Raw genomic sequence first — 19414 nt, 5'->3', positions numbered from 1 at the left:
CCAAAGACTTGACGGAGACGAAACAATTGGCGCACCGCGACTGTCGCCGAGGCGCGCCGCGTGCGACAATGTGCCCCAATACAACTGCACCCGGAAAGGCCCAACATGTCTGCACGCCTCATCGTTATGGATATCGACTCCACCCTCATCAACCAGGAGGTCATCGACCTGTTGGGCGAGGAAGCCGGCGTGGGCGAGCAAGTGGCGCAGATTACCGAGCGCGCCATGCGCGGCGAGCTTGACTTTAAGCAAGCGCTCGAGGAGCGCGTGGGGCTGCTTGCCGGCCTGGACGAGAGCGTGTTCGAGCGCACCTTTGAGCGCGTGACGTTTACCCCCGGCGCGCTGGAGCTTGTGCGCTCGGCGCACAGCAAGGGCTGGAAGGTCGGCGTCGTGAGCGGCGGCTTCCACGAGGTTGCCGACAAGATCGTGGCTGCCGCGGGCATCGACTTTTGCCTGGCCAACCGTCTGGAGGTCGTAGACGGCAAGCTCACCGGAAGACTGGCGGCAGACATCGTGACCAAGGAGTCCAAGCTTATCCAGATGCTGGATTGGGCAGTTGAGTGCGGCGTCGATATGGCCCACACGGTCGCTATTGGCGACGGCGCCAACGACATCCCCATGATTCAGGCCGCGGGCACGGGCATCGCGTTTTGCGCCAAGCCCAAGACGCGCGAGGCCGCCCCGTTTGCCATCGACGAGCGCAACCTGATGCTCGCCATGGACATCATCCTGCGTGACTAGCCGATTCGTCTAACAATTGAATCAGTCTGTCCTATAGTTTCCGAACAATTTTATCTTAGTGTTCGGAAATATACCCTTTGAGTGCTAGACTTTGCGCCGTCGAAGGGAACATATATATGGATAAGCGAGATCTTGAGCAATTGCTGAGCGATGTTGCCGGCGGGGCAGTCACCCCTGCCGACGCCCTCACGCGCATCCAGACGGCTCCGACCGCCGATCTGGGTTTTGCGCAGCTCGATCTTTCACGCGGGGTACGCCAGGGAGCCGGCGAGGTTATCTACGGCGCCGGTAAAACCGCCGGGCAGATTGCCGCCATTATCGAAGCGCTGCGCGATGCAGGCCAGGAGCGCATCCTGGTCACGCGCTTGGACGCCAAAAAGGCCGCCCGTACCTCGGAATTTCTCGGCAACGGCATCGACCTGGGATATGTCCCGGACGCACAGCTCGCCCTCGTAGGCGGCAAGCCCTCCCCCACCGGCAACGGACGCATCGTCGTCGCCTGCGCCGGTACGAGCGACCTGCCCGTCGCCGAAGAGGCGGCACTGACGGCCGAGTTCTACGGCAATGAAGTCGATCGCCTCTACGACGTAGGTGTCGCCGGCTTGCACCGCCTGCTCGCTCATGCTGAGGAACTTGCCCAGGCGCAGGTGGTCATCGCCATCGCCGGCATGGAAGGCGCCCTGGCAAGCGTCATCGGCGGCCTGGTGAGTTGCCCGGTCATCGCCGTTCCCACCAGCGTGGGCTACGGCGCGAACTTTGGTGGCGTGGCCGCGCTGCTCGCCATGCTCAACTCCTGCGCCAGCGGCGTCTCGGTCGTCAATATCGACAACGGCTTTGGCGCCGCCTATCAGGCAAGTCTTATCAATCATCTGAGCGCCGGCACGCCCTGCGCCCGCTAAGGAGCATTCCATGTCCAACCACCAGCACACGCTTATCATCGACGGAACCTCGGGCATCAGCGGCGATATGACCGTCGCGGCTCTGCTCGACCTGGGCGCCAGCGAGGAGCACCTGCGCGAACAGCTCGCCACGCTGCCGGTCGACGGCTTTACGATCGCCGTGACGCGCGTAAACAAGCATGGCATCGACGCCTGCGATTTCGACGTCCAGCTTGCAGAGGAGCTCGAGAACCACGATCACGATATGGCCTGGCTCTACGGCAACGAAGCAGCTGTCGAGCATATGCATGAGCACCACCATCATGACCATGACGAGCACGAGCACGAACACTGCCACGAGCATGGCCATGAGGCTCACGGTCATGGCCACGAGGGCCACCATCACGCCCACCACCATCACCACCGTTCTTTGACAGACGTCACCGCCATCATCGACGGCTCGCAGCTGAGTGGCGGTGCCAAGCGCCGCGCTCTCGCCATCTTTACCGCGCTGGCTGCCGCCGAGGCCAAGGCACACGGCAAAACGCCCGAGACCGTCATGTTCCACGAGGTGGGCGCCGTCGACTCCATCGTCGATGTCTGCTCGGTCGCCATCTGCCTCGACGACCTGAGCATTGAAGACATCGTGGTTGAGTCGCTCTCCGAGGGTCACGGTACCATCCACTGCGCCCACGGCCTTATGCCCATCCCGGTGCCCGCCGTCGTCAACCTATGCCAAGCAGGCAATATCGCCCTCACGCCCGCACCGGTCGCCGGCGAGCTCGTGACGCCCACGGGCGCCGCCATCGTCGCCGCACTGCGCACGTCCGAGCACCTGCCGGCCCGCTACCGCATCGAGGCCGTCGGCTACGGCGCCGGTAAGCGCCCCTACGAGGGTTGCTCCGGCACGCTTCGCTGCCTGCTCGTTCACGCAGACGCATAGCCATGGATGCCCGCAAGGCCAAAAGCCGTGCCGCGATCGTCGCGGCGTTCTCCGAGCTCCTGTGCGAGGAAGATTACGGCAAGATCACTGTCGGCGACATCATCGCGCGCGCTCACGTAGGCCGCGCGACATTCTACGGCCTCTTTAAGAGCAAAGACGACCTACTGTCCGAGCTCGTGAGCGACATCTGTACCCACGCCCTCGACGACGATGGCACACCGCTCGACGACCCATTCGTGCAGGTCGAGCATATCCTTAGCAACCTGTGGGAACGCCGTCAGGGCGTGAGGGCCCTTGTAGCCGGCGCCGGCTCACGCGTCTTCGCCGACAGCCTCCGCAAGACCATCATGTCGCTCGCGGCCGAAACCGTCCCCATCGATCCCACAGGCCCAGCCGGCACCATGGACCGCAGCTTCCTCCTCCATCACATAGCCTCAAGCTTCGTAGGAATGGTCCAATGGTGGGCCTGGCACAACTTCCAAGCCAACAAATCCAACGTAGCCAAAGACTACCTATCGGCCATACAACCCCTGTTCACCTAAGTAAGACCCCACCCCAAAGTGCCATCCCAACAAAGCGCCCACCCCATCCCCAAGTTACGCTTTCTTGTAAGAGCACCCAAAAAACAAAGCGACCCTAACATCCAAATTCAGATATATATGTTGGGTTGCTTGTTCCAATCCAACTGGATTCCCGCAGGGTCCGGCATAGGTTAACTTTCCGCCGCATTCCGCAGGACGCAAGAAGCTCCCGCCGCACGAAGTGCGCAGCGGGAGCTTCTTGCATGTCCGAGGACGCGGCGGAAAGTTAACCTATGCCGGATCCGGACGTTATATCAATTGCCTTCGACTAGAACATACCCAAGAAGCCATGCACAAACAGCGCGGCCACAATAGCACCGACAAACGGCGCAATGCCAGGAACAAGCAGGCCATACTTCCAGTTGTTGTCAGCCTTGTTCTTGATCGGCAGCACCTGATAGGCCATGCGAGGACCAAGGTCACGTGCCTGGTTCATGGCGAAGCCGGTGATGCCGCCCATGCCCATGCCAACGGCCCAAACGATCAGGCCGACGCAGATAGCGAGCATCAGAACGTTCTCACCAGCGCGGCTAGCGGCAGCAAGGATGGCGCTGATGAACACAAAGGTGCAGATGGCCTCGCAGAAGAAGTTGCGGGCATAGTTCGTACCCTCGGTGGTGGGGTTGGTCGAGAAGATGTTGCGCTGAGCAATGGGATCGACGACGCCTTCGGAAGCCTTGAACTCATCGGCATACATAAACCAAGCGATCACAGCACCCACAAAGCCGCCGAGCATATCGGCAAGCATGAAGGGGATGCAGTTGCCCCACGGCACCAGACCGACGATGCACTGGGCAAGCACCATAGCGGGGTTCATGCACACGGCGCCGCCAAAGACAAACAGGCAGACCGAGATGCCAAAAGACCAAGTGGTGATGGCAAACATATGGCCAGAGCCCTGATACTTGGTGCCTTTGAGCACGGTATCGCAGTGCACGCCCACGCCAAAGACGATCATGAGGGCCGTCGCGCCGAATTCGCAGAGGAGTTTGGTAAGCATAAAACCTTATCTTTCTTATTGGTTACAAACGATTCGTTTAAGCCGCGCACTAGTGCTGGGCGACGACAACACCCAGGCCATCGGGGATGACGGCGACCTTGGCGTCGGCACCCTTCATCTCAAAGGCGAGCTTGAGCGCCTCCTCGAGGGTGTTAACCGGCGTCATGTGCATATCCTTGAGCATCTGGTGGTCGCACAGGTCGGTAACCATGATCACAGGGTGATGTGCCAGGATGCGAGCAAAAATCTGGCTCGTCCACTGATCGGGCAGGGTCTCGTCCTTGGGGCGATCGATGCAGGCACGCTCAAACTCCGCCGGATCGTTGTCGGCGATGTTGTGATAGAAGCCCTCGCCGCCGTGACCGTCGGCGCAGCCGGCGACATCGATGATCACGCCGCCCTCGGGAAGCGTGGCCTCGGCAGCGCACATGCCCTTCACGGCCTGGTAGATGTTCTGGTCGAGCGGGTAACCACCGTTGGTGGTGATGGCAATCTCGCACTCGACGGGCTCAACGCCGGCAAGGCTCTTCACGAACTCGCAGCCAGCCTCGTGTGCCTTGTGGATGTCACCGGCAAAGGAGCCAATGACCTCGTGCTTGCCGTTGAGCACCACGTTAAGCACAAAGGCAAGGTGAGCCATCTCGGCAGCGGCGAACATATCCTCGCTCACGTGGTTGTGGCACAGGTTGCCGGCACGCGAATGGGAGTCGTTCACAAACTGACCGTTGTGGTTGTACATGATGGTCTTATAGCTGGCGATGCCGGGCAGGACAGACTTTCGGCTGCCAGAGAAGCCGGCAAAGAAGTGCGGCTCAATGAAGCCCTCGGCAAGAAGCAGGTCGCAATCGGCAGCGATCTTGTTGATGATGCACTCGCCACCAGAAGGCAGGGTGCCGATCTTCTTCATCATGCTGTCGTCGGTTGCGACATGCATAACGATTTCCTCGTTGGCAACGATGTCCTCGCCATACTTGTTGACGAGCTCCTCGTGTGTCGACGGACGGTGCATACCCGTAGCAACCAAAATACGCACACGAGCCTCGGGCGCAGCGGCATGAATGTGATGCAGCAGAATAGGCATCGTCACACGCGAGGGAACGGGACGCGTATGGTCGGAGCTGATGATGACGATGTTCTTTTTACCAGCACAAAGCTCCTCGAGCGAAGGTGAGCCATAAGGGTTGGCAAGCGACTCCTCTACCAGTTTTTCCTGCGATTTCGTAGTCTTAAACTCGTTTTGATGACCTTCCATCACACCCGCGAAGTTCTTGTCCTCGAGCTCCAGATGCAACGTCTTGTGGTCAAACGGCAGTTCACATTCAAACATTGACGAGCGCCCTCTTCCTTTCAACTGACACACTAGTCAAACCGTTGGAAGGATACGCCGTTCACCGATAAACACCACCGTCCACCGACTCATTTACACAACGTTCATATTTGACCTACAACAAAACGGCCGCGATCCCAAAGGGAACCGCGGCCGCTACAGTCGTAAGGCGAGAAGCGCCAAATGCATCTCGATCCCATTCGATAAGACGCGAGGCGCGAAGCGCCAAACGCGCCGCCGGGACAAACCCCATCCAAAACGCGCGAAGCGCGCCATTCTCCCCTCAGCTGTAATCCCCGAAGGCCGAGGACGAAGGGACCCGACGGGTTTCCCTCTGAATGCATTCCACAGCACGAAGCCTTTTCCAAACGTGCAAAGCGCGCCATTATTCCCCAGCCAGTAATCCACCGAAGACCGGACATCGTAGGGCCCGCCATCAGCTTACTTTTAGGCACACTCCGCAGGACGCAAGAAGCCCTCGCCGCACGAAGTGCGCAGCGAGGGCTTCTTGCATGTCCGAGGACGTGCCTAAAAGTAAGCTGATGGCGGGCCCGGACGACTACAGGGCTATCGATTACCCCGTGTTTTGCAATCCTGCCGAGACTCCGGTCACAGTCGAAAGAATCAGGCTCATGTACTCGGCCTTCTTCTCCTCGGCCATCTCGTCCTGGTTCATACGCACCTCGCGAAGGGCGCGGACCTGGGCGATGGACAGGGCATCAACATAGGGGTTGCGCACGCGAACGGCGCAGCCGAGCACGCGACGACGCTGCAGCGGCCACTCGTCACCGACGATGGCAAGGACCCACTTACGGGTGAGCTGCATCTCGGTAAAGACCTTCTCGGACAGATCCTGGCGATCGCCCAGGTGCAGATACATCTTGGCGATGCGCTGGTCGGTCTTGGCGATCGACATCTCGATGTTGTCGATAAAGGTGCGGAAGAACGGCCACTCCTGGTAGGCAGCCTTAAGCTGGTCAAGGTCGCCCAGCTGCTCGCAGGCGGTGCCCAGGCCGTACCAAGCGGCCAGATTGATGCGCGCCTGGCTCCAGCTAAAGATCCACGGAATGGTACGCAGGTCGTCAAGCGACTTGGCACCCAAGCCGCGCTTGGCGGGACGCGAGCCGATCGGCAGCAGACCGACCTCGGTCAGCGGCGTCACGGTCGAGAACCACGGTGTAAAGTCCTCGGTGTTCAGCAGGTCCAGATAGCGCTCATGGCTTACTGCGTTGAGTTTCTCGGCCATATTCCAGAACTTCTGCGTGGTCTCGGTGTTGGTCTTCTCGACACTCGGGGCCGACTGCAAAAGCGTTGCGGCAGCAACGGACTCAACATGGCGCTGAGCCAGCGTGCGGTTGCCGTAACGGGCAAAGATGACTTCGCCCTGCTCGGTGAGCTTAAAGAAGCAGTTGACCGAACCCTTGGGCTGCGCCAGCACGGCCTTGTTGGCCGGGCCGCCGCCACGGCCCACGGCACCGCCGCGACCGTGCATGAGCACCAGGTCGATATCGTTCTTCTCGGCCCACTTGGCGATGCGCTCCTGCGCGGAGTGCAGCGCGAGCATGGCCGTGGTAGGACCGGCGTCCTTGGAGGAGTCGGAATAGCCCAGCATGACCTCCATGCGGCGGTTGGTCTGGGCAAGGCGCTTCTGCACCACGGGCAGCGTGAGCATCTGATCGAGCACGTCGACACAGCCCTCGAGGTCCTCGAGCTGCTCGAACAGCGGGATCACGTCGAGCTCGGGGACATCCTCCTCGTGTGCAAAGGACAGGTGGGCAAGCTCAAAGACGTCGGCCACATGCTGGGCGCTCTTGGTGAACGAGATGATGTAGCGATGCGCCATCTTCTTGCCGTAGCGCTTCTGGATGGAGCCGATAGCGCGGAAGGTATCGATGACCTCGCGCGTCATGGGTTGCAGGTCGCCATGGATACCGTTCTCGTGGATATCCTTGAGGGCGCGGGCGTGCACCACGGAGTGCTGACGGAACTCCATCTCGACCATATGGAAGCCGAAGGACTCGACCTGCCAGATGATGGTCTGGACCGGACCGTAGGCAGCACGGACGGCACCGCAGGCGGCCAGCGAGCGCTGGACGACGCGCAGGTCCTCCAGGAACTCATCGGCGCTGTGGTACATGGTGTCGGTGATGCGACGCACGGTGGCGTTCAGACGGTCGGCCATGACGAGCATGACGGCGCGATGCGGCTCGTGCTCGGAGATCAGTTCAGCACGTGCGGTGTACTGGGCGCTCATCTCGACCTGATGGTTCCACAGGTTGATGAGCTCGGCAGACGGCTTGCTGTAGGTGGCCTCGAGCGTGAGGTTGCGGCCGATGCGGCGGCACTTGTCCTCGAGCTTGAGCACCATGTGGGTGAAGTACTTGGCGGCGACCTCACGGCTCACCTTGGCGGTGACGTTGGGGTTACCGTCGCGGTCGGAACCAATCCAGCTGCCGGGATGGAAGAACGCCGGGCACAGCGGCGGCACGGTACCGGCCTTGTCGCCCAGCACCCAGTCGTCAAAGCGACGATAGATGACGGGGATGACGTCGAACAGCGTGTTATCGAAGATGTCGATGATGGTATCGGCTTCCTCGACCGGCGTGGGCTTCTTGAGCGCGATGGGGCTCGTACGCACCAGGGCGTCGATCTCCTGCAGCATATGGCGCTCGTTCTCCACCAGGTCGGAGCCGCCCAGGCGCGGACGCTCCTCCAGCAGGTTGGAGATACGGCGAATCTTGCCCTCGACGGCCTTGCGACGGGCCTCGGTGGGATGCGCGGTAAAGACGGGATGGAACTCAAGCTTGCCGAGCAGCCCGTTGGCGCCCTCGACACCCAGCTCATTCACCAGCTGGTGATAGGCGACGGTGAGCTCGTTGGCGGGATCGACCTCGGTATCGGTCGACGCACCGGCCTCGCGCTCGCGCAGCTGCGCCACACGGTAGTTCTCCTCCGACAGGTTTGCCAAGTGGAAGAAGCTCGTAAAGGCGCGAACGATGACCTGCTGCTTATCGAGCGGCAGACTGTCGATCAGATCGACGACCTCGCGAAACGCCACGGCGGTGGGCTCGTCGGCGGTGGGCACGCCCTGCTCGTCGACGGCCTCGTCGGCAGCGCGGGTACCGGGGTTGCCGGCATTGGCCACAATCTCGGCCGACAGGATTTTGTCGAACAGGTCCGCGATCTCGGGATCATACTCGCTAAGCACACGACGCTCCAGGCGTAGGAACAACGCCAAATTGTCGCGCAGCTCCTCGGGGATCTCGATCTCGGCGAGACGCTCCCTGGACTCGGCATTCGAGCCGATTCGGTTAACGAGGCGGTTGACCACGGCAGCGACGCGCGCCGCGGCTTCGGGTACAGACTGGTTGCTTAGGTTCTCAGCCACGTTTCCTCCCATTCCTCCTTCTATGCACGTAACATGCGGTATTCATTATAGGCGCTTGAGAAATACTTTCGACACTGATTGCGCTTTACCACACAAAAGTATTTTCTGCATTGCAAGGGTTTTTGCCCTAAATGGTCGTATTTCTCGGTGGACGGCATACACAAACGGGGGCATTCCGCATAAATGCGAAACACCCCCGTAACAATCGCTCGCAATGAACGGGACACTCAAGCGGGTCCGCAGCTCAAAAAGATGCGCTACAGGCGCTCACGAACCGCCTCGACGACGTTGGCCAGATCGACCAGTACCTCGTCATGGATCTCCATGTCGCGCACCTTGACCTTGCCGGCGGCAAGCTCGTCGCCGCCCAGGACCAGGATGAGCTTGGCGCCCACCTTATCGGCCTGCTTAAACTGGGCCTTGAGCGAACGGCCCTGATAGTCGGCCTCGGTCACGATGCCTGCGGCGCGAAGCTCCTGCGTAATGGCAAAGACGTTCTGGCGCAGCTCCTTGCCGGCGTTGGCGACATAAACACACGGGGCCTCATCGGCACCCAGGTCGCTGCCAAAGGCCTGCAAGGCCAGCAGGGCGCGCTCAAAACCGACGGCGAAGCCGACGCCGGCCGTAGGCTTGCCGCCCTCGAGCTCAACCAGGCCGTCGTAGCGGCCGCCGCCGCCGATGGAGCCGACGCCGGCGCCAGGGGCCTCGACCTCAAAGACGGTACGGGTGTAGTAGTCCAGGCCGCGCACCAAGGTGGGATCCTCGACATACTCGATACCGGCGGCATCCAGATAGCGCTTGACCTGCTCGTAGTGCTCGCGGCACTCGTCGCACAGGTTGTCACCCATCAGCGGGGCCTCGGCCATGATCTCGCGGCAATGGTCGTTCTTGCAGTCGAAGGCACGCAGCGGGTTGAGCTCGGCGCGCTCACGGCACTCATCGCACATCTCGTCGGCGTGATCGAGGATGAACTGCTTAACCTGCTCGCGGTAAGCCGGACGGCACTGGGCGTCACCCATCGAGTTGATGAGCAGACGAAGCTTGGAAAGATCGAAGCCCAGGCGCTTGTAGAACTCCATGAGCATGATGATGCACTCGGCGTCTGCCGCCGGATCGGGAGCGCCGAGCCACTCGATGCCCACCTGGTGGAACTGGCGCAGACGACCCTTCTGGGGACGCTCGCCACGGAACATGGCCTCGGCGTAGTACGCCTTAAACGGCGTGGAGCCCTGGGGCACCAGATTGTTCTCGACGACGGCGCGCACCACGCCGGCCGTGCCCTCGGGGCGAAGTGCCAGGCGCTGCTTGGGCTTGAGTTTGGTGTCGGTGCCCTCGGTAAAGACGCGCTCCAGGTTGGCACCGCTGAACACGCGGAACATCTCCTTGCGCACGACGTCGGTCGACTGGCCGATACCGTGGACAAACACATCCACCTGCTCGATCGCGGGCGTCTCGATGGGTTTAAAACCAAACGGCTCGAACACGCCGGCCGCAATCTGCTGCATCTTTTGCCAGGCGCGCATCTCGGCGCCGATAAGGTCGCGGGTTCCCTCCGCCTTCTGTGCCTGCATGGGCAAACACCTTTCTTTTGTATCGCGTCATAGGTAACGGTCATTATACGGCACAAACGCAAACAGCGACGGCGCGTCTGGCCGAACGAGGGTATGGGGACTCGTTCGGCCAGACGCGCCGTCGCTGATTGTGATCCCTTTTCCTCCGTCCCCTTCGGGTCACGTGATCTGTTGGGGACGGAGGAAAAGGGACCATTTCGTAGGCCCGTAGCCGCCTTGGAAAGCGAATGATGGTACGAGCTTCCATTCGGCTTCCAAGGCAGCCACGGGCAGAACGGGGCGAACAGAAAAGAACGACGGACGTCTACTCCCCCGCCACGCTTGCGCGCAGCTTGGCGGCGATAGGCTCCGAGGCCAGCAGGAATACGAGCATGACCACAGAACACACCAGGCACACGATCCAGGCGCTCGCAAAGGAGCCCGAGACGGCAAAGAGCACATAGACCTGCCAAAGCTCACCCACAAAGCTCATGCCCGCGAGCACCGCCGAGGTGGCGATAACGGTGAGCGAGCCCAATACGCGGCCACTCACCTTATCGGCAACATGGCCGATAACGAGCGAACCCACGACACTCACCACGGTGGAGATAGCGTTGGAGATGTTGTACTGCGCAAGGGAAATGCCCAGGTCGCTGACGATCAGCGGCTGGAACAGGCTCATGCAGTTGACGAAAATCGTGTAGCACGTGGCCATGATCACAAAGCCGGAGGTCACCACGAGCCAGCCGGGGAAGAATTTGCGTTGCTGGGACATACCGCTCCTTTTAAAAAACGAATAGCCTGCGCCGGGCGCCGGTAGTGCCCAAGATTGCCTTGAAAGACAAGGGCATAGGCCTTATGGCCATGCCCGCAGGCTTGAAAGGCAAGATTGGGTGCTACCGGTGGTCGGCGATATAGCCCAAAGCGACGGCGGTATAGGCCGCGGCGCCGAGCGGCAGCTCGGCATCGCTAAAGCGTGCCTTGGGATGGTGTTGGGCAAAGTGCTCCTCCGTATCGGTCACAGCTGCGCCCACGGTAAAGTACGCACTTGGGATCTCGCTCGAGATAAGCGCGAAGTCCTCACTCGCCATGGCATGGAAAAGCGGCAAGAAAGCCGCCTTGGGCAGCACTGCGCCCACGTAACCAAGCGACGCCTGAGTCATATCGCTGTCGAGTACGAGCGGGGGAACATCCGAGAGTGTCTCGATAGTCGCCGGCGTACGATAGGTCGTAGCAACACCTTTGACGACCTCCGCGATGCGGGTCTTGAGGTGCTCCATGAGCTCAACGTCGAAGCCGCGCAGCGTGCCTTCCAGCACGCAGGTATCTGGGATGACGTTGGCAGCCTGACCGCCGGCGAACTTACCCACGGTAAGTGCGACCTCCTTGGCCGCCGGCACCTCGCGGGAGATAAGCTCCTGGAGCGCCAGGTGCACATGCACGCCCGCCGTGATGGGGTCGATGCAAATCTCGGGGCTCGAGCCGTGACCACCCTTGCCCTGGAGCGTGATGCGAAAACCGTATACACCCGAAAGTGCAGGGCTGCCATAGAGCACCAGGCCAAGCGGCGACTGGCTGTTAACGTGCATGGCAAAGGCGGCCTGGGGACGCGGGTTCTGCAGCAGGCCATCGGCGATGGCAGCGCGGGCGCCCTCAAAGGTCTCCTCGCCCGGCTGGAACAGCAACTTAACCGTGGCGTTGGCATCAACAAGCTCTGCCTCGCGGGCCTTGAGCAGGCGCGCCGCACCAAGCAGCGCCGTCGCGTGCATATCGTGGCCACAAGCGTGCATGCAGCCGTTGGTGGAAGCGAAAGGCTCGCCCGATTTCTCGGCAACGGGCAGGGCATCCATGTCGCCGCGAAGCATGATAACCGTACCGGACTGCTCATCCGTGCACGCACCATTGCCCTGAGCAGCCGCGGCCGCACCGGCACCGATCAGGCCAACAACACAGGAGCCGTCGACAAGCGTGGTATAGGGAATGTCCATCTCGTCCAGACGTGCCTGGATATAGGCAGACGTCTGCGGAAGATTGTTACCGAGCTCGGGCATCTGATGGAGATCGTGGCGCCATGCGGCAAGCTCACCGGCAAATGCCTGGGCTTCTTTGACCAGGCCATCGTCGATAGCGGTCTGCGCCGCTGTGGTAGCCTGAGGAGCTGATTGCGGTTGAAGATCGGACAGAGCTGGTGCCATAGATGCCCTCCAGTAACGTTTTTGCAGCACGCACTTTGACAGCATAAAGTGCAAGGCACAACTGTAAGGGCATGACACAAAAAAAATGCCGCCCTGGAAGGGCGGCGCAACAAGTTGTTTACAATTGCGGGCGAGATTTTCGGCGCAAGAAATCGAAATGCGTCTCGCTCAAGATAATCGACAAAAAGATGAGCGCAAAGCCGGCAAGCAGGCGCGAGGTGAGCGCCTCCCCCATCAGCAGCACCGAGAACAGCACGCCCGAGGGGGACTCCATCGAAAGAAGCAGCGAGCCCGTCGAGGCGGGGACATGCGCCAGACCGACGTTTTGGACGAGCAGGGCCACGCACGTACAACCCACCGAGAGAAAGGCCACCACGCCGATAAAGCTCGGCGTCCACACGGACAGAGGCGCCTGAGTCTCGAATAGTAGCGACGTGATTAAGCTCAAAACGCCATTGCCCACAAACATCCAAAACGTGATGACGTTGATATCCATCTTGCGGCCATACTTGGCGGTCACCGCCATCTGGATAGCAAAGAAGACCGCGCCGCCCAACGTGATGACATCTCCGGCATTGAACTCGACGCTATCGAGTGCCACCAGGCCAATGCCCGCCAGGCACAGCAATGCGGCGCCCAAGTTGTAACGGGTAAGCTTTTCTCCGCCCAGGACATAGCTCGCAAACGGCACGAGGATGCAATAGGTACCCGTCAAAAATGCACTCTTGCCCGCCGTGGTCTGTGCCAGGCCAATCGTCTGCAAACCGTACGCGCCCCACATAAGTGCGCCCATACCAAGCCCGACGATAAGGTTGCGAGCATTAAAGTGCGCGATGATTCGTTTGTGGAAAATGGCAAACATAACCAGTGATGCCGGGAGAAAGCGAACGTAGACCAGCTCGAACACCGGAACGGTATCGAGCGCATCTTTCATGGTGGTAAAGGAATAGCCCCAGATGACCGCCACCGAAAACAGCAAGGCCTTCCAGAAGAACGGAGAACGCGCTCCGGCGCCACGGGAGGTGCCGCCGGCGCCCAGGTCCTCCCGTGCGACAGGGCTATCGGGCATGTTTTCGATTTCATCAACGGCATTCTGGGCCATAGGGCATCCTCGCGCTCAGTCTGGGCGTGGTGTCCGCACGCACATAGCCGCGTGCCGCCTCATGGTCAAATAAAAACAGGGCGCACCGGACCCCCGGTACGCCCCGCTACTGTAGCAACAACCAGTGCCGCATCGCAATCCAGCCCACTAAAGCGTTTTGTTCCGCCGTTCTACCGAACGGCGGACCGGCCGACGCTGCGCGAGCCGCATTCACGCCAATCTGACGTTCAATTTCAAGGGCGCGACCAGAAGGTCAGCGCCCTTTCATTTCACGTCACCTTGGCGCAAATGCGGCTCGCTCGCTGGCATTAGCGCTGCATCGGCGTTAACGTTGCTGTGCTAGATAAGCTTTGTTGATTCCAGCTTTTCGATGATCCAGTCGTTGGCTTTGATAACCGGGCGGCGGAAGACGACGCCCAGGGCCAGCGACGGAATCAGATAGCTCGCCAGAATGCCCAACTCAACCCAGTACTCCATATGGTAGGCGCCGGCCATGGCGGCGTGCATGGCGTTGATGCCGTGGGTAAACGGCAGGAACGGGTAGATCGCCTGGAACACGGGGCCGGTCATCTCGATGGGGAACGTACCGCCCGAACCGCCGACCTGCATGACCAGCAGCACGACGGCGAGGGCCTTGCCGATATCTCCAAACGAAACCGTGAGCGTGTAGACGATATTGGAGAACACGAGGCTCGCGACCCAGCCGGCAAGCACAAACTGCAGGGGGTTGTCGCACTGGATGCCAAAGAACAGAATGTCGCCCGCGCACACGAGCGTTGCCTGCAGCAAGGCCAGACCGCCAAAGAACAGATAACGGCCCAGGTAGATCTCGTGCAGGCGCACGGGGATGAGTTCGTTGATGAGCTCATCGTCAACCGAGACCTTCATCATGGCCGCCAGAACAATCGAGCCCACCCACAGCGACAAAATCGTGTAGAACGGCGCCATGGCCGAGCCGTAGTTGCGGATCGGATAGACCGGCTTGCGATCGAGCGCAACGGGGCCGGAAAGCGACACGGCGAGGCCATCGGGGTCGTTGCCGATCATCGTCTTGATCGTGGCCAGATCGTCCGACATAAGGGCACCGTCGAGCTCGTCCTTGAACGCGCTAATCTTGTCCGATGCCTCACCCAGCTGATCGGAAGCCTTGTTGACGAGCCTTGCAGCCTTGGAGAGACCCTTCGCGAGCGAACCAGAGGCGTCGGTCAGACCGCTCACGGCGCTATCTAGGTCACCCGAGATACCGTTCAGGGAATCCAGAACGCCCGAAATGGTCTTCTTGAGCTCCTTGGCCTTAACCGAGAACGTAGAATCGTAGTCGGACTTGGCACCCGAGATACCCGCCTTGGCATCGGCGATGGCCTGGTCGACCTCGGCACGCGAGCTGTTGACCTCGGCCATGCTGTTCGTGAGCGACGTCGCGATGTTCGTCAGCTCATTGGCATTGTTGCGGTACTCCGCCGCGGTTTTGTCAAGCTCAGCAGCCGCGTCCTCAAGCCCTGCCTTGAGCTTATCGTTACTCACCTGGCCAGCAAGACTACGGAGCTCATTCGCCGTGGCATCAATCTCGGCGGCACGGTTCTTGAGTGACGTTGCGCCATCGTTGAGCTGACGCACCGTAAGATTGACATGCAGGTTTGCAGCGTCGAATGCCTTTGCGAGCTCGGTAGAAACGTTATCGAACGAACCTGCGCTCCCATCAATAGCGGCATCGATCGCATCGCTGGCGGACTTGAGCGCCTGCTCGGAATCAGCAATACCGCTCTCGGCATGCTGCATGAGCTGCTTCACCGACTCCTCGGTCGATCCGGACTGCTTGAGCATACCGCTCGCCGACGTCAGCGAATCGGACGTGGAGCTCAAAATGCCCGCAAGCGACGTTGCGCTGGCCTGAATGTCCTGCAGGTCCTGGACCGAATCGCCCAGCGTCGAGGACAGGTTGGCGATAAAGTTGCTCACCTGGTCGGTGCTCATGTAATCGAGCAGGCTGGACACCGTCTTAAGGCCGATGGTCGTGATGGTCTTGGTAAAGGTCTCATTGACTTGGCTCTGGACGGCGCTCGAGCCCTTCTCGGTCACAATCTGGGCAATGGCGTTGGCCTTCTGGTTCTCGTAAAACTCGATATCGGCATGCTTCACCTCGGTCGAGAAAAGCGTCATCATGTCGGCGCTAAACGTTTTAGGGATAACGACGGCAGCGTAGTACGCGCCCGACTTAACGCCCTCGATCGCCTTATCGCGGTCGTTGAGGACAACCCAGTCGAAGTTCTCGTTGCCGCGCAGGGTGGCGGTTACGTTTTCGCCCACGTTGACCTCGACGGGGATCAGATCGCTCTCGTAGCCCTCATCGGTATTGACCACGGCAATCTTAAGGTTGCCGGTATTGCCGTAGGGATCCCAGCTGCCGGCGATGTTAAACCACGCGTACAGGCACGGCACGATAATGAGGCCCATCACGACGACCATGCCGATCACGGAGCGAGACACGTTTTGGACATCGCGCTTAAACAGGTGCAGGATGTTTTTCATTTATGCCTCACCTCCTTTAGAGTGCTTGCCAAGCGGGGTGGTGTCCCCGTCGTTTCCGTTTACGTTGTCAACGCCGTCGGCATCTTGAGCCTTACGATGCGCACCGATATGCGGCAGACGGCTCGTGGGCTGTTCGCTGTCCTTGGTGCCCCGCTCGCTGGCGTTGAGACCAAACATGCGACGGGCGGCGGGGATGGCAGCCGTGTGCTCGCGCATCTCGCGGCGCAGGTCCTCGTCCGAAAGCGCCGAGATACGCATCTGGGTATTGAGGCTCGCGCGGATGTACTCGATGTTGATGAGCCAGCCACAGATGGCGATAACCGAAATGATCCAGATAACGAGCAGGATGATCTTGCCGTTATTGTCGATATCGAGCACCGTCGAAAGCACAAAGAGCAGGACCTGCACGCCTACCACGGCGGCAAAACCGCCCTTGATGTAGTACGGGTAGCGATGCTCAAACGCCACGGCATGATCGAGCAGCTCGCGACGGTACGAATCCGAATCGAGCATGACGCGCATGGCCGTGCGCAGCGAATAGCGCTGGCGCGGCAGGTCATTGGACTCGCAGATCATGAGGCCCGTCGTGGAAAGCTGCTTATCAAAGAGCAGATTGAGGTTGAGCAGCAACGGGCGCAGCTGCAGACCGATAAAGAGCGCCACGATCAAGAACACGCCCAGAATGCACAGGTTAAACAGGTAGTTGAACGAATACATGCCGCCGACGGTCTCGCGCAGCAGATTGATGCCGTAGGTAAAGGGCAGCAGCGGGTGCAGCCACTGGAAGAAGCCGGGCATCATCTCGATGGGATACATGCCCGACGAGCCGGGGATCTGCACAATGACGAGGATGACGCCAATGGCTTTGCCGATATGCTTAAAGGTAGTGGACAGCGCATAGATGATGTTGACGTAGGTGAACGAGATAGCGATGCCGCCCAGCACAAAGAGCAGCGGATTGACGCACTGAACGCCAATGACCAGATCGCCCACCGTAACGATGATGGCCTGGAACGCGCCCAGGATCACCAGGAGCAACCAGCGACCAAAGTAGCCCTGACGCGCGGTAAAGCTGCCGATGCCTTCACGGTCAACCTCGAGCTTGTAGATGGCGATGAGCACATAGCCGCCCACCCACAGTGCCAGATTGGTGTAGAAAGGAGCAATGCCCGAGCCGAAGCTCTTGACCGGATAAATTGACTTTGAGGTCAGCTCGACCGGAGATGCCATAAAATCTGCGACGTCATTGACATCGACGCCCATCAGATCAGCCAGCTCGCCCATGGACTCGGAAGTCTGCAGGGCCGCGATGTCGTTGGCAGCGGTTGCGAGCCTGTCCTGGACCTTGGCAAGAGAGTCGTCGGTCTGGGACAGTGTGGTCTTGGCCTGTTTGAGCGTCGCATCGAGTTGGGCCAGCGTGCCACGCGCGCTCGCAATCGTGGGCGTAAGACCCGATACGATGCCGGTCAGGTCGCCCGAAACGGCGGCGAAGGAGTCCAGAGCGCTCGAAGCCTTCGGCAGCGCGTTCTGCCCCAGATCCGTCTGAGCCTGATTCATGTTGGTCGTACCGGTTTTGATCGCAATGTTGATAGCATTGCTGGCGACCGAAACAGCCGTAGCGTCATTCGCAATATATTTTAACTGAGCGGAGAGATTATTCTTGACGGCCTGAAGGCTCTCATTTTGCCCTCGAAGCATATCAATCGCAGACGCGATCAGCGCATTAACTTCTTCCGAGCCCGTCGGCGCGCTGTCGGCCAGCTTCTGCAGACTCTCGATAAGAGTCTTGTTATGGTCGATCGTCGCCTGAAGCGATTCGAGCGAGTTGTCGATGCGGGTGGTTGTGGACGTCAAAGCACCCGTCATCTTTCCGACCGCGGCGTTCGCAGAAGCCGATGTCTTGCTCAACGCGGCGCTGCCCTCCGAGAGCGCCTTGGAAAGCGAGGTGATGGACTTGCCAGCCGTGGTGCGAGCTTCGCCCAGCAGATCATTACCCTGAGCGATTGCCTGCGTCAGCGACGGTGTCTGACCCTGCAAGCCGGCAAGCGCCGCGTCTGCCGAGGCGATGGCGCCGCTCGTCTTATCGATGGCGGCATTCATGTCGCCAATCGAATCGCGCACCTCGCTCAAGGTATCGGATGCCTCGGACACCGAGGCTGCCAGCGAATCCTGCGTCTGGGTTGCCTTGTCCTTTAAGTCGATACCTGCATCTTTCGCGATGCCGGCAACGGTCTCGCCGACCGTGGACACAAATTCGGAGTTGATCTGCTCCTCGATGGTGTTGGCACCAGTATCGGTAACCTTGGGGGCGATGGCGCTCTTCTTCTCATTGACGTAGTACGTCAGCTTGGGCTGATGGTAGTTGCCGTCGAGCATCGAAACCAAATTGTTAGAGAAGTTCTTGGGAATCACGATTGCGGCGTAATACTCACCGCTCTCGACACCTTCCTTGGCATCGGCCGCCGAATCGACGAAGGTCCAGCCCAACTGATCGTTCTCCTTGAGCTGATCGACAACCTTGTCGCCCGCGTTGAGCTCGCCCACCAGGTCGTTCTGGGTGCCCTGATCGTTGTTGGCGATGGCAATCTTGATGCCCTGGGTGTTTCCGTACGGATCCCAGTTGGCCACGATGTTGTACCAGGCATATAGCGAAGGGATAACGCACACGCCCAGGGTAACCACCAAGGCGACGGGGTTCACAAGCAGTCGCTTAATGTCGCGCTTAAATATCGCAAAGGAGACCTTTGCATCGGATAGTTTGCTGCCGAGACTCACGCTTGGACCATCCATCCTGTCGTTGAATCAAATCGTACTATCGACAACCATTGTACGTAGGCGCTTTAACGTCTCAGAGCACAATGGTATTGAGTTTTGCGGGTAGCAATATACTACGAAGATAAGTTAGCGTACAGATGTACAGTATCTTTAATTTCAGCAGGTCACAAAACCACAACCCGCACAAATTAACAGTCCGAATAGTCATTGGGGACGTTCTTAAACGACTAGTCAAACAAGAACGTCCCCAACGACTACTTTGGACCATTACGGCGCCGCAGGTAGAGGACGGACAGCGAGCGGGCCGCATTTGAGGCAAGGTGACGTGAAACGAAAGGGCGCTGACCTTCTGGTCGCGCCCTTGAAGTTGAACGTCAGATTGTCCAAATGCGGCCCGCGCAGCGT

At 59.9% G+C, this 19414-nt stretch carries 13 protein-coding genes; 4 read left to right on the top strand and 9 right to left on the bottom strand.

Annotation, left to right across the window (positions count from 1 at the left end; translation table 11 throughout):
* Positions 1-105: 105 nt before the first annotated feature.
* The 4 genes from serB (at position 106) to DWX25_RS03860 (ending at position 3104) form a co-directional block, all read left to right on the top strand.
* On the top strand, positions 106-741 hold the full coding sequence (gene serB / locus DWX25_RS03875) for a phosphoserine phosphatase SerB (protein ID WP_117763591.1): 636 nt from the start codon (positions 106-108) through the stop codon (positions 739-741).
* Positions 742-857: 116 nt separating this feature from the next.
* Positions 858-1640 carry a nickel pincer cofactor biosynthesis protein LarB gene (gene larB, locus DWX25_RS03870; RefSeq protein ID WP_117734675.1) on the top strand — a complete coding sequence of 261 codons (783 nt, stop codon included), beginning with the start codon at positions 858-860 and terminating at the stop codon, positions 1638-1640.
* A gap of 10 nt (positions 1641-1650) precedes the next feature.
* Positions 1651-2562, top strand: coding sequence for a LarC family nickel insertion protein (locus tag DWX25_RS03865; RefSeq protein ID WP_117734676.1), 912 nt, complete (start codon positions 1651-1653; stop codon positions 2560-2562).
* A gap of 2 nt (positions 2563-2564) precedes the next feature.
* Entirely contained in the window at positions 2565-3104 is a 540-nt protein-coding gene (locus DWX25_RS03860) for a TetR/AcrR family transcriptional regulator (protein WP_117798996.1), read from the top strand.
* A 307-nt stretch (positions 3105-3411) separates the two neighbouring features.
* On the opposite strand, the gene larD is transcribed toward DWX25_RS03860, so the two are convergent.
* From larD to DWX25_RS03815, 9 genes are all read right to left on the bottom strand, one after another.
* Complete coding sequence (gene larD, locus DWX25_RS03855) at positions 3412-4143, bottom strand: D/L-lactic acid transporter LarD (protein ID WP_117765423.1); 732 nt, start codon at positions 4141-4143, stop codon at positions 3412-3414.
* 49 nt (positions 4144-4192) lie between these two features.
* On the bottom strand, positions 4193-5470 hold the full coding sequence (larA, locus tag DWX25_RS03850; protein WP_117734679.1) for a nickel-dependent lactate racemase: 1278 nt from the start codon (positions 5468-5470) through the stop codon (positions 4193-4195).
* A gap of 574 nt (positions 5471-6044) precedes the next feature.
* Entirely contained in the window at positions 6045-8858 is a 2814-nt protein-coding gene (locus DWX25_RS03845) for a phosphoenolpyruvate carboxylase (RefSeq protein WP_369832054.1), read from the bottom strand.
* A 257-nt stretch (positions 8859-9115) separates the two neighbouring features.
* The gene (hisS, locus tag DWX25_RS03840; protein ID WP_117798998.1) at positions 9116-10429 is read right to left on the bottom strand and encodes a histidine--tRNA ligase; all 1314 of its coding nucleotides are present in this window, start codon (positions 10427-10429) and stop codon (positions 9116-9118) included.
* A 304-nt stretch (positions 10430-10733) separates the two neighbouring features.
* The gene (locus tag DWX25_RS03835) at positions 10734-11183 is read right to left on the bottom strand and encodes a hypothetical protein (protein WP_199412314.1); all 450 of its coding nucleotides are present in this window, start codon (positions 11181-11183) and stop codon (positions 10734-10736) included.
* 121 nt (positions 11184-11304) lie between these two features.
* Entirely contained in the window at positions 11305-12603 is a 1299-nt protein-coding gene (locus tag DWX25_RS03830; protein WP_117799378.1) for a M20 family metallopeptidase, read from the bottom strand.
* Between the two features lie 118 nt (positions 12604-12721).
* The gene (locus DWX25_RS03825; RefSeq protein WP_117734685.1) at positions 12722-13705 is read right to left on the bottom strand and encodes a DMT family transporter; all 984 of its coding nucleotides are present in this window, start codon (positions 13703-13705) and stop codon (positions 12722-12724) included.
* Positions 13706-14044: 339 nt separating this feature from the next.
* A complete protein-coding gene (locus DWX25_RS03820) occupies positions 14045-16234 on the bottom strand; it encodes a YhgE/Pip domain-containing protein (RefSeq protein WP_117799380.1) in 2190 nt (729 codons plus the stop codon).
* A complete protein-coding gene (locus DWX25_RS03815) occupies positions 16235-19009 on the bottom strand; it encodes a YhgE/Pip domain-containing protein (RefSeq protein ID WP_233514230.1) in 2775 nt (924 codons plus the stop codon). It abuts the gene before it with no gap.
* Positions 19010-19414: the final 405 nt, after the last annotated feature.

The organism is Collinsella sp. AF18-8LB, assembly GCF_003459795.1.
Lineage (GTDB): Bacteria > Actinomycetota > Coriobacteriia > Coriobacteriales > Coriobacteriaceae > Collinsella.
This window is presented reverse-complemented; position numbering and strand designations above follow the sequence as displayed.